Origin of the sequence: Kitasatospora sp. NPDC096204 (assembly GCF_044763205.1) — a bacterium.
Classification (GTDB): Bacteria; Actinomycetota; Actinomycetes; order Streptomycetales; family Streptomycetaceae; genus Kitasatospora.
On sequence record NZ_JBIWFT010000040.1, the window covers coordinates 73,660 to 84,629 of the forward strand.

Genomic DNA, 10,970 nt, shown 5'->3' on the forward strand with positions numbered 1-10,970 from the left:
CGGTGCCGCCCCGCACGGGGCCCGGCACCGGCGGTTCCGGGTCCACCACGGACGCCCGCCCACGGACACCCGCCACAGCCGCCGGCCCCCGCGGCGCCCCGCACCGGCAACCCCCAGGGGCCCACAGCGCCCGCACCGGCCGTCCGCGCAGGTCGCACCCGGTGGATCGGTACACTCGGCCAGCGTGTCCCTCCTCCTCAGCATCGTGCTCCCGGTCCACGGCGTGGAGCGGTACCTCCCGCACTGCCTCGACTCGATCCTCGGCGACACCCCCGCCGCCGAGACCCGTTTCGAGGTGATCGCGGTCGACGACCTCTCCCCCGACGGCTCCGGCGCGATCCTGGACGCCTACGCGGCCCGCGACAGCCGCCTGCGGGTCCTGCACCTCACCGAGAACCAGGGCCTCGGCGGCGCCCGCACCGCCGCCCTGCCGCAGGCCCGCGGCGAGTACGTCTGGTTCGTGGACAGCGACGACTGGGTGCCCGAGGGGACGGTCGGCGCCCTCCTGGACGAGCTGACGCGGGAGAGCCGCCGGGACACCCCCGCCGACGTGCTGATCACCGACTTCACCCACGTCTACCCGGACGGCGGGACCGAGCCCAACCCCTGGCGCCACGTGCTGACCGGCTCCCCGCTGGTCGAGGGCTGCACCCTGGCCGAGCACCCCGCGCTGTTCCAGACCGTGATGTCGGTGTGGAACAAGCTGTTCCGCCGCGCGTTCCTGGACGGCCTCGGCGTCTCCTTCGGCCGCGGCTACTACGAGGACATCTCGGTCACCTACCCGGCGCTGCTGGCCGCCGAGCGGCTGCGCTACCTCGACCGCCCCTGCTACTTCTACCGGCGCGGCCGAGACGGCGCGATCACCGCCACCGCCTCCCCCAAGCACGCCGACGTGTTCGCCCAGTACGACGCGATCTTCGCCTTCCTGGACCGCCCGGACCGTCCCGGCCGGCCCGTCCCGGACTCGCTGCGCACCCTGGTCTTCGACCGGACCGTCCGCCAGGCGCTGAACGTCTACGACACCCCCGGACTGGTCCCCACCGACCTGCGCAAGGACTTCTTCCAGCGGATCGCCCGGCACTTCGACCGCCACCGCCCGGCCGACTACCGCTTCCCCGGCGGGGTGCGCGGCGTGCAGTACCGGCTGGCCGCCCGCGGCGCCCGGATCGCCTACGCCGAGCTGCGCCGCACCGGCCGGCTGCCGCGCGAACTCAAGCGCGGGGCGAGGGCGGTGGCGCCCGCGGTGAAGAAGGGGATGCGCAGCAGCGCCCGGTTCACCGCGTACAACGCGTTCCGCCGGCTGCCGCTGGACGAGAACCTCGCGGTCTACGCCGCGTACTGGCACCGGGGCTACGCGTGCAGCCCGGCGGCGATCTACGAGAAGGCGAAGGAACTCGCGCCGCGGATCCGGGGCGTGTGGGTGGTGGAGAACCGCGCCCAGGCCGCCACGCTGCCGCCCGGGGTGCCGTACGTGATCGTCAACACCCCCGCCTACCTCAAGGCGATGGCGACCGCCAAGTACTTCGTCAACAACGTCAACTTCCCCCGCACCATGACGAAGCGGCGGGGCACGGTGCACGTCCAGACCCAGCACGGCACCCCGCTCAAGGCGATGGGCATGGACCTGCGCGACCACCCGGCGGCGGCCGAGGGAATGGACTTCGAGGCGCTCCAAGAGGCCGTCGACCGCTGGGACTTCCTGGTCTCCCCCAACCCGCACACCAGCGGCCACTTCGCCCGCGCCTTCCCCGGCCGGTACGAGATGCTGGACACCGGCTACCCGCGCAACGACCGTCTGGCGAAAGCCACTTCGGACGAGGTCCGGGCGATGTGCGAGCTGCTCGGACTGCGGCCGGGCACCCGGACGGTGCTGTACGCGCCGACCCACCGCGGCAGCAAGGGCGGCTACGTGCCGCTGCTGGACGTGGCGGAGCTGGCCCGGCGGCTGGGCCCGGACTTCACGCTGCTGGTGCGCACCCACTACTTCCACACCGGTGGTCCGGGCGACCTGGCGGAGGCCGGGGCGGAGTCGGCGCGGATCGTGGACGTCTCGGCGCACCCCACCGTCGAGGACCTCTACCTCGCGGCGGACGTGCTGGTGACGGACTACTCGTCGATGATGTTCGACTACGCGGTGCTGGACCGGCCGGTGGTGATCTTCGCCCCGGACTGGGAGGAGTACCAGCGGGAGCGCGGCGTCTACTTCGACCTGTTCGCGGAGCCGCCGGGCGCGGTCACGGTGGACGCGGACGGGCTGGCGCGGGCGCTGCTGGCGGGCGACCCGGAGCCGGCGGCGCGGGCGCGGTTCCGGGAGAAGTTCTGCGTCTGGGACGACGGCGGGGCCGCGGAGCGGGTGGTGCGCCGGGTGTTCCCGGTGGAGAAGTAGCCGTTCCCGGTCGAGAAGTGGCTTTTCGCGGTGGAGAAGTGACTTTTCGCAGTGGAGAGGTGGCTTTTCGCGCTGGAGGGGCGGTAGGCCCGCGCGAGGACGGGCCTCCGGACGGGGCCGGTGCCGCCGGTACGGCGACCGGCCCCGTCGGCGCGGACTCAGCGCCGGCGGGCGGCCAGGAACTCCTCGAAGGTCAGGACGCCGTCGTGGTTGGTGTCCATGCTGTGGATCAGCGCCTCGGCCATCGAGAGGGTGACGTCGTGGTCGCCCATCTCGTTGGCGGCCAGGGCGTACTCGGCCGCGGTGATCTTGCCGTCGCCGTCCTTGTCGAAGCGGTCGAAAAAGGCCTTGATCGCCTCGGTGGTCTCCATCGTGCCCTCCTGGGTACTGCGCGGTCTTGCTCTGTTCGGACGGCCGTACCCTACCCGGCCGTGGTGCGCGCCACGGTCGCCGGGAGTGGACGCGCGCGGGGGTGGGTGTCGTAGTCTGCGGATCTGATTGCAGGCCCGGGCTCCTCCCGGGCGGTCGTTCGTCCAGGGAGGGAATCGTGCTCGACCTCGTCACCAAGTTGGTGCTGAAACCGGTCTCGCGGGGGATCTGGCGGCCGGCCATCGAGGGAATCGAGAACGTGCCGCGCAAAGGCGGGGTGATCCTGGCCAGCAACCACCTGTCCTTCATCGACAGCGTGGTGATCCCGCTGACCGCCCCGCGCCGGGTCCACTTCCTGGCCAAGGCCGAGTACTTCACCGGCACCGGGCTCAAGGGCCGGCTCTCCAAGGGCTTCTTCGAGGCCATCGGCGCCGTGCCGGTCGAGCGCGGCACCTACCGTTCCGCCCAGGCCTCGCTGGAGTCGGCCCTGGAGATCCTGGAGGACGGCAAGGCCTTCGGCATCTACCCCGAGGGCACCCGCTCGCTGGACGGCCGCCTCTACCGGGGCAAGACGGGCGTCGCCTGGCTCGCGCTGACCGCGGGCGTGCCGGTGGTGCCGGTGGCCCTGGAGGGTCCGGAGCAGATCCTGCCGGTGGGCAAGCGGGTGCCGCGGCTGAAGAAGGTGACGGTGCGCTTCGGCGAGCCGCTGCACTTCGACGAGCTGCACGGGCAGGCCCGCTCGCTGAAGGCCCGTCGGCAGGTGACCGACGAGGTGATGGCGGCGATCCAGCGACTCTCCGGCCAGGAGGTCGCCGGGAGCTACAACGAGGTCCCGAAGGCGGCCTGACCGGCGGCCGCTCGTCGGTCTGTCGTCGGCCGCTCGGCGGTCACCGGCGGCCGCTCGTCGGTCTGTCGTCGGCGCCCGGCCCCGGACGCCGGTCCGTCACACGGGCTCGGCCGCAGCCGCTTCGGTCTGCCCGGCGGGCTCCGGGGCGTCGGCCCGGCCGGCGGCCTCCGGCGCCTCCCGGCGCAGCAGCGCCGCGTACCGGCCGTCCAGCGCCACCAGCTCGTCGTGGGTGCCCAGTTCGACCACCTCGCCGCGGTCCAGGACGGCGATCTGGTCGGCGGCGCGGACGGTGGAGAGCCGGTGCGCGATGGTGATGGTGGTGCGGCCGGCGGCCAGGGTGTCCACGGCCTGCTGGACGGCGCGCTCGGTGCGGTTGTCGAGCGCGCTGGTGGCCTCGTCGAGGATGAGCACCGGCGGGTTGCGCAGGATCGTCCGGGCGAGTGCGAGGCGCTGCTTCTCGCCGCCGGAGAAGCGGTAGCCGCGCTCGCCGACCAGGGTGTCGTAGCCGTCCGGGAGGGCGGCGATGGTGTCGTGGACCTGCGCGGCCCGGGCGGCCTCGACCAGTTCGGCGTCGTCGGCGCCGGGCTTGGCGAAGCGCAGGTTCTCGGCGACCGAGGCGTGGAAGAGGTAGGTCTCCTGGGAGACCACGCCGACCGCGCGGGACAGCGTGTCGAAGGACAGTTCGCGCACGTCCACGCCGTCCAGGCTGACCTGTCCGCCGGTCACGTCGTACAGCCGCGGGACGAGGTAGCTGAGGGTGGTCTTGCCCGAGCCGGTCTCGCCGACCACGGCCAGCGAACTCCCGGCCGGGACCGTCAGGTCGACGCCGGACAGGGTCGGCCGCTCCTGCGCCGGGTCGTAGCGGAAGTCGACGTCCTTGAAGCGGACCTCGCCGCGGATGTCGGTCAGGGTGATCGGTTCGGCCGGCTCGTCGATCTCCACCGGCAGGTCGAGGTACTCGAAGATGCGCTGGAAGAGCGCGAGTGAGGTCTGCACGTCCACCCCGGTGGAGAGCAGGCTGACGGTCGGGCGGAAGAGGCCCTGTTGGAGGGTGACGAAGGCGACCAGGGTGCCGACCGAGACGATCGGCGCGCCGGCGGCGGAGGTCAGCCCGGCCGCCCAGTAGATCAGCGCGGGCATCGCGGCCATCACGATCTGGATGGTGTTCATCCGCCAGCGCCCGGCCATGCTGGCCCGCACCTCCAGGTCGGCGAGCTGGTCGGACTGCCCGGTGAACTCCCGGGCGAGCGAGTCGGAGCGGCCCATCGTGCGGCCGAGCAGGATGCCGCTGACCGAGAGGGACTCCTGGACCGCCGAGCTCATCGCGGCCAGCTGCTTCTGCCGCTCGGTGGTGATCTTCTTGCGTTCCTGGCCGACCCTTCGACTGATCCAGACGAAGAGCGGAAGCAGCAGCAGCGAGACGACGGTCAGCCGCCAGTCGAGGGCGACCATGGCGACGACGGAGGCGACCACCGCGGTCAGGTTGGAGACCAGGCTGGTCGCGGTGGAGGTCACCGTGGACTGCATGCCGCCGATGTCGTTGGCGATCCGGGACTGGACCTCGCCGGTGCGGGTGCGGGTGAAGAAGGCCAGCGACTGCCGCTGGAGGTGGCCGTAGACGGCCGTGCGCAGGTCGTGCATCACGCGCTGGCCGACGGTGGTGGAGATCAGCGTCTGGAGGACGTTGAAGACGCTGTTCACCACGGCGGTGAGGATCATCCCGAGCGCGAGCAGGCTGAGCAGCCCGGTGCGGCCCTGCGGGATCGCGGTGTCCAGGACGGCCCGGAGCAGGAACGGCGACACGACCGAGACCACGGCGGAGGCCGCGACCAGCAGCCCTACCACGGCCAGGCGGCCCCGGTACGGGCGGAAGAGGGCGAGGATGCGGCGCCACTGCGCGGGCGGGCGGGGCTCGCCCTCGGCGCGCTCGGGCGGGGTCCAGTCGATGGCGGTGGGCCTCAAGGACGGGCCTCCCTGGGTGGGGCGGTCGGGCGGACGGTCGGGCTGGGGTCGACATAGCGAGGATAGCTCATAGTTAGACAAGCTAATAGTGAGGGCGACTCTATTCCGCGCCCTCGGCCCTCACCCTTCAGCCTTCGGCCTTCGGCGATCGCCCCAGCTCCGCCCCCCGGGGGGCCTCGCCGAGCCGAGCCGCGCCGCGCCCGACCGCGCCCTACCGCACCCGACCGCCCCGGTCGTCAGTTCGTCCGGTAGGTGCGCGCCGCCTTCGAGGAGAGCCCGCCGAGCTTCCCGGAGGGCAGCACCCGGGCGATGGCCACGGCAATCTTGTACCGCTTGCCGGGCACGGACACGGACCGGCCGCGCGCCAGATCGCGCATCGCCTCGTCCACCACCCGCTCGGCGGAGAGCCAGGACCAGGACGGGATGTTGCCCGTGCCCATGCCGGCCCGCTGATGGAACTCGGTCCGGGTGAAGCCCGGGCACAGCGCCATCATCCGCACGCCCGTACCGCCGAGGTCCCGCATCACGCCCTGAGTGAAGCTCACCACCCAGGCCTTGCTGGCGCCGTAGGTGCCGCGCGGCAGGAACGCCGCCACCGAGGCGACATTGACGATCGCTCCGCGGCCGCGCTCCCGCATGCCGGGCAGGGCGGCCGTGGTCAGCCGCAGGATCGCCTCGATGTGCACCTTCAGCATGGCCAGCTCGTCCTGGAGCGGGACCGTCCCGAAGGCGCCCTTGTTGCCGAAGCCCGCGTTGTTGACCAGGAGGTCCACCGGGCGGGCGGAGTCGGCGAGCCGGGCCTCCACGGCGCCGATGCCCTCGTCGGTCGCGAGGTCGGCGGTCAGCACCTCCGTCTCGATGCCGTACCTGCCGTGCAGGTCGGCGGCTGCGCGCTCCAGGCGCTCGGTGTCCCGGGCCACCAGGACGAGTCGGTAGCCGCTGCGGGCGAGCCGGCGGGCGAAGGCGGCTCCGATGCCGGCGGTAGCGCCGGTGATCAAGGCTGTGGTCATGCCCCGACCGTACCGACTCGCCGCACCCGAGCCCACACCCAGGGCGATCCCCGCTGCTCAGCGACCTCCGGATGCAGGTCCCTGGAGGTGCCCTTACTGTCGAACGGGGGCATCGTCCGACCGGGCGGTGAAATCCAGTTGAGGAGGCACACCTGATGCTTACTCAGTTCCGGACCGAAACGGCTTCGACGTCACACAGCACGACGCTGGAGGCCGAGACACTCGCGAGCCTGATGGTGGAGGACGAGGCCGTCGTGTCCGACGCGCCCACGTATCTGCCCGAGGCCGCCGGCGCGGTGCTGCTGGCCGCGCTCCTGCTCCTGTCGCCGAAGGGCCCGAAGGAGAAGCCGACCCGGTAGGACGGCTCCTCCCCCGTCGGGCCACGCGCCCGTGACCACTCCCTCCCGAAGGGGAACCCGATCACCATGCCAACCGCCGAGACCCCTCTCCGTGACGAGTTCGCCGCGGCGGTCGAGCGGGTGGCGGACCGGACCCTCGCCGTCCTCCAGGACGGTGGGGGCACGGCCGCACTCGCGGACCCCGACAGCCTCGTACCCCGCCCCCTGCTGGCCGCGGTACGGGTGCTCGGCGCGGACCTGTTCGCGCCGCAGCTGCTCACCGACGCGGAGCCCGACGGCACCGCCGCCGCCCTGCTGGCCGAGGCACGAGTGGCCTTCCCCGCACCCGCCCCCTCTTCCGCGGAGGCCGCGCTGGTGATCGGCTGGCAGGACTGGGCGGCCGGCCGGCTGCTCGCCCGAACCCCCTACGGCGCGGACGTGACACCACCGCCCGCACCGCTGTCCGACCCGGAGACCGTCGGGTGGCAGGCCTGGTCGAAGCGGATGGCCCAACTGTCCTCGCTGGCACTGCCGACGCTGGACGGCCCGGTCCACGACGCCGCCCGCGCCCACACCCTGGACCTCGCCCGCGGCACCGTCCGCTGCATGCTCCGGCGCGACCCCACCACCGCCGTCCGGCTCGCCCGGTGGCTCGCCTGGGCCCGGGCCGACGGCCGGCCGCTCCGCCTGGAGCTCGAACCCGTCCTGGACCGGATCCGCTTCTCCGGCGACGGAACCGCCCGGTCGGCGCTCGAACTCGCCATCGCCCAGCGCCTGTTGAACGGCCTGAGCGGTCCTGAAGGCTCTGACGGCTCTGACGGCTCTGCGGGCTCTCACAGCCCCGAGGGCTCCGACGGCTCCGACGGCTTCGATGGAATGAACGGGGCGACGAGATGACGACCGACACCGAGGTGCTCGCCACCGCCCAACAGCTCGGCTCCCGCTCACTGGCCTGGTTGCACGACGGCTACCAGCGCGGCTACAGCCGGCTGGAGGAGAGCACCATCGTCGACCTGGCCGACCCGGAAGACGTCTACAAGCCGCTCTGCGAGGCCGCCCTGGCGTCCTCACTGGTCCTGCGCGACGGCGTCACCGGCCCTCACGACGCCAACCTCGCAAGGGAATTGCTCGAAGCCGCGTGGTCCCAGCTGGGCGAGGGAGACCTGCTGCTCGAACGGCAGCTGCGTCACGTCACCCTCGTCGACCCGCTGGAGACGTACGGCCACTTCGCCCGGTCCGGATACCGTCACGCCGCCATGGAGGAACTGCTCACCTCGATCGGCCGGCTCCGGGCCGTGCACGCCGTCGAGATCCAGGGCAGCCGCCACCTCGCCCTCGCCAACGCCCGGCGGATCGCGGGCCTCGAACCCCAGCCGGACTGGCCCAGACTGGCCCGGAACACCTGGCTCGGCGCCCGCCCCGAACCCTGGACCATCGCCTGGGTGATCGCCTACCAGGTCACCCACACCGTCTTCCACCTCACCGACTGGGGCGCCCGGCCCGAGTGCCTGCCCGAGCCGATGCGCGACTACCTGCGCGACTGGCTGCCGGTCTGGCTCGACATCTGGCTGGAGATCGAACAGTGGGACCTGGCCGGCGAACTGCTCATCGTGGACTCGTGCATCGGCGAGCCGGTCACCGGCCGGACCGGCTGGGAGGCGCTGGCCGCGGCCCAGGAGGCGAACGGGATGATCCGGTGCGAGGGCTCCGCCCCCGACAACGACGACCCGGAGGAGGACTTCCGCCAGCACTGCCACACCGCGGTGGTCGGGGTGGTGGCCGCCACCGTCACGCTCTCCCGGGCGCTCGGCGGCACACCGGTGGGCCCTTGACCGGGTCCCGGCGCCGGGGCTCGACGTGAGCGGCCTGGACGCCGCGGTCACGGCGGTGGTACGGGCGGCCCGGCCCTACGCCACCGCCGTGACGGTCGCCCTGGCCGTCCGGGACCAGGCCGACGTGCGCTGCTTCGGACGGGTCGGGAGAGGCCCGGCCGCCGCGCCCTGCACGCCCGACACCGTCTTCGAACTCGGCTCCGTCAGCAAGACGTTCACCGCGCTGCTGCTCGCGGAGATGGCCGCCCGCGGTGAACTCGCCCTGGACGACCCGGTCGAGGCCCGGCTGCCGCACCGCTGGCGCGCGGCGAAGGTCCGGTCGACCGAACCCATCCGACTCCTGCACCTGGCCACCCATACCTCGGGCCTGCCCGGCCTCCCCCCGGGACTGCTCGCGAAGGCCGTTCCGGCCTGGTTCAGCAATCCGTACGAGACGTACGGCGACGATCAGTTGAGGGACAGTCTGTCCCGAACCACCGTACGGGACAGGCCTGGTAGCCGGTACGGGTACTCCAACTACGGCGTCGGACTGCTCGGACGGGTGCTCGCCGAGACAGGCGGCCTGCCGTACGGGGAGCTGCTCGCCGAACGGGTCTGCCGACCCCTGGGCCTGCGGTCCACGACCTGCGCCCCGGACCTGCCGGGCCGGGCGACCGGCTACCGTCGCGGGCGGGCCCTCCCACCCTGGCGCATCCCCGGGCTGCCGGGAGCCGGCGCCGTCCGGGCCGACGGGGCCGACCTGCTGCGCTACCTCCGGGCCCACCTGGACGGTGGACCGGCTCCGGGCCCCGGCGGCGGACCGATGACGGGCCCGGGTGGCGGACCGGTGACGGGCCCGGGTGGCGGGCCGGCGACGGGCCCGGGTGGCGGACCGGCGACGGGCCCGGGTGGCGGACTGCGGGCCGCACTGCGGGACGTCCAGCGGCTGCGGTTGCGGCTGCCGCACTCGACCGACCGGATCGGCCTGGTGTGGATGCACCGCCGCTCGGGCGACCGGGACCTCTACTTCCACAGCGGCGGCACCCGGGGCTTCACCGCCTTCGTGGGGTTCTCACCGGACGGCCGGGCGGCCGTCGCCGCGGTGGCCAACACCGCGCCGGCGCTGGACGGCCGGTTCGTCCAGGCCGGGTACGAGGTGCTGCGGGCCGCCAGCCGGGCCTGAGGGCGCCGGTGCCGGTCCCACCCGCGCCCTGTCAGGAGCGGCCGAACCAACGGCGCTTGGCCCGGGGCCGGGGCGCGGCGCCGTTCGCCGGGGCCGCCGACGGGTCGTCGTACTCGCGGGAGATCACCTCGACCCGGCCCGACTCGGCGTCATGGCGCACCGTGTCCAGACCCTGGCGGTCCAGTCGGGCGATGGCGTCGGCGTGGGTGGTGCTGTTCAGGGCGATCATCCCGACGTTGGGGTGCGTCGGGGTCGGCTTCACCTCCTCGTCGAGCAGGACCCGCGCCAGGCGGTCGGCGGAGGCCGACGGCAGGTCCTCGTCCACGGCGACGTGCAGCACCAGGTGTTCCTCACCGGTGGCCCGCCACCGGGCCTGCGCGACCCACACCGAGCGGACGGCGGGGAACTCGTGGATCCGCCGTACCAGCGCGTCCCGCAGGGCGACCGCCACCGGGTCGGTGGACCACGCGAGCGTCATCTCCGCCCCGGGGCCGTACGCCGCCCGGTCCCGCAGCACCTGCTCGGCGAAGATCGCCTGCCCCTGCCCGGAGCGGACCCCGAGCACGGCGACGCCGGTCTTCTCCAGGATGTCCCGCAGCCGAGCCGCGTCGCAGTGCACCATCCCCGCGGCCTCCGCCAGCAGCCGCATGCCGAGCGCCGCGTCGGTGAACCCGAGCAGTGTGGGCGGCTGCTCGGGGTCGGGAAGGAACATGACCGATCCGGTGTCGGTGACGGGGACGAACACCCCGCCCTCGAACAGCGCGGCCAGCACCGCCTCGGGCGCCGGCTCGTGCCCGTCCGCGCGACGGTCGAGAAGGTCGGCGAGACGTACGTTCGCATCGTTGATCACGCGCGCAGCGTAGCGCCCGGACGGCCGCCGCCTGCCCGGCGACGACTACGGCCCGGGAGGCGACGGTTCCGAGAGGCGACGGCTCCGGGAGGGGACGGCTCCGAGAGGCGACGGCTCCGGCTCAGACGGCTCTACCTTCTGAGCCGGGTTGGTCTGGTCATTCGTAGGGTTGGACCACCCAGGGGTGCTGGGTGTGGCTATCAGGCGGCTGCCG

General features: G+C 73.2%; 10 protein-coding genes. 6 read left to right on the top strand and 4 right to left on the bottom strand.

Annotated features, from left to right (window positions below; translation table 11 throughout):
• Window positions 1-184 precede the first annotated feature (184 nt).
• Window positions 185-2,386 (top strand): CDP-glycerol glycerophosphotransferase family protein, encoded by a 2,202-nt coding sequence (locus ACIQ87_RS33020; protein ID WP_402414073.1) that lies wholly within the window; start codon window positions 185-187, stop codon window positions 2,384-2,386.
• 158 nt (window positions 2,387-2,544) lie between these two features.
• On the opposite strand, the gene ACIQ87_RS33025 is transcribed toward ACIQ87_RS33020, so the two are convergent.
• Window positions 2,545-2,757, bottom strand: coding sequence for an EF-hand domain-containing protein (locus ACIQ87_RS33025; RefSeq protein ID WP_392871794.1), 213 nt, complete (start codon window positions 2,755-2,757; stop codon window positions 2,545-2,547).
• 176 nt (window positions 2,758-2,933) lie between these two features.
• Here ACIQ87_RS33025 and ACIQ87_RS33030 point away from each other — a divergent pair, with 176 nt between their 5' ends.
• On the top strand, window positions 2,934-3,602 hold the full coding sequence (locus ACIQ87_RS33030) for a lysophospholipid acyltransferase family protein (RefSeq protein WP_392871797.1): 669 nt from the start codon (window positions 2,934-2,936) through the stop codon (window positions 3,600-3,602).
• Window positions 3,603-3,698: 96 nt separating this feature from the next.
• Here ACIQ87_RS33030 and ACIQ87_RS33035 read toward each other — a convergent pair whose 3' ends face one another.
• Window positions 3,699-5,564 carry an ABC transporter ATP-binding protein gene (locus ACIQ87_RS33035; RefSeq protein WP_402414077.1) on the bottom strand — a complete coding sequence of 622 codons (1,866 nt, stop codon included), beginning with the start codon at window positions 5,562-5,564 and terminating at the stop codon, window positions 3,699-3,701.
• A gap of 236 nt (window positions 5,565-5,800) precedes the next feature.
• Complete coding sequence (locus ACIQ87_RS33040; protein ID WP_402414079.1) at window positions 5,801-6,574, bottom strand: SDR family NAD(P)-dependent oxidoreductase; 774 nt, start codon at window positions 6,572-6,574, stop codon at window positions 5,801-5,803.
• A gap of 155 nt (window positions 6,575-6,729) precedes the next feature.
• Here ACIQ87_RS33040 and ACIQ87_RS33045 point away from each other — a divergent pair, with 155 nt between their 5' ends.
• The 4 genes from ACIQ87_RS33045 to ACIQ87_RS33060 all read left to right on the top strand — a co-directional run bounded on the left by ACIQ87_RS33045 (window position 6,730) and on the right by ACIQ87_RS33060 (window position 9,906).
• Window positions 6,730-6,933 carry a hypothetical protein gene (locus ACIQ87_RS33045; RefSeq protein ID WP_402414081.1) on the top strand — a complete coding sequence of 68 codons (204 nt, stop codon included), beginning with the start codon at window positions 6,730-6,732 and terminating at the stop codon, window positions 6,931-6,933.
• A 66-nt stretch (window positions 6,934-6,999) separates the two neighbouring features.
• The gene (locus tag ACIQ87_RS33050) at window positions 7,000-7,809 is read left to right on the top strand and encodes a hypothetical protein (protein ID WP_402414084.1); all 810 of its coding nucleotides are present in this window, start codon (window positions 7,000-7,002) and stop codon (window positions 7,807-7,809) included.
• Window positions 7,806-8,744 (top strand): DUF6895 family protein, encoded by a 939-nt coding sequence (locus tag ACIQ87_RS33055; protein ID WP_402414086.1) that lies wholly within the window; start codon window positions 7,806-7,808, stop codon window positions 8,742-8,744. The genes ACIQ87_RS33050 and ACIQ87_RS33055 overlap by 4 nt, the downstream gene beginning before the upstream one ends.
• 25 nt (window positions 8,745-8,769) lie before the next feature.
• Window positions 8,770-9,906 carry a serine hydrolase domain-containing protein gene (locus ACIQ87_RS33060; RefSeq protein ID WP_402414088.1) on the top strand — a complete coding sequence of 379 codons (1,137 nt, stop codon included), beginning with the start codon at window positions 8,770-8,772 and terminating at the stop codon, window positions 9,904-9,906.
• 31 nt (window positions 9,907-9,937) lie between these two features.
• Here the strand turns inward: ACIQ87_RS33060 and ACIQ87_RS33065 are convergent, their stop codons facing one another.
• Window positions 9,938-10,756, bottom strand: coding sequence for a hypothetical protein (locus tag ACIQ87_RS33065; protein ID WP_402414091.1), 819 nt, complete (start codon window positions 10,754-10,756; stop codon window positions 9,938-9,940).
• Window positions 10,757-10,970: the final 214 nt, after the last annotated feature.

What these genes read in the sequence shown, in the direction of transcription:
- ACIQ87_RS33050 (WP_402414084.1), top strand. Translation starts at nt 7,000, where the DNA reads ATGCCAACCGCCGAGACCCCTCTCCGTGACGAGTTCGCCGCGGCGGTC.
- ACIQ87_RS33045 (WP_402414081.1), top strand. Translation starts at nt 6,730, where the DNA reads ATGCTTACTCAGTTCCGGACCGAAACGGCTTCGACGTCACACAGCACG.
- ACIQ87_RS33025 (WP_392871794.1), bottom strand. Translation starts at nt 2,757, where the DNA reads ATGGAGACCACCGAGGCGATCAAGGCCTTTTTCGACCGCTTCGACAAG.
- ACIQ87_RS33040 (WP_402414079.1), bottom strand. Translation starts at nt 6,574, where the DNA reads ATGACCACAGCCTTGATCACCGGCGCTACCGCCGGCATCGGAGCCGCC.
- ACIQ87_RS33055 (WP_402414086.1), top strand. Translation starts at nt 7,806, where the DNA reads ATGACGACCGACACCGAGGTGCTCGCCACCGCCCAACAGCTCGGCTCC.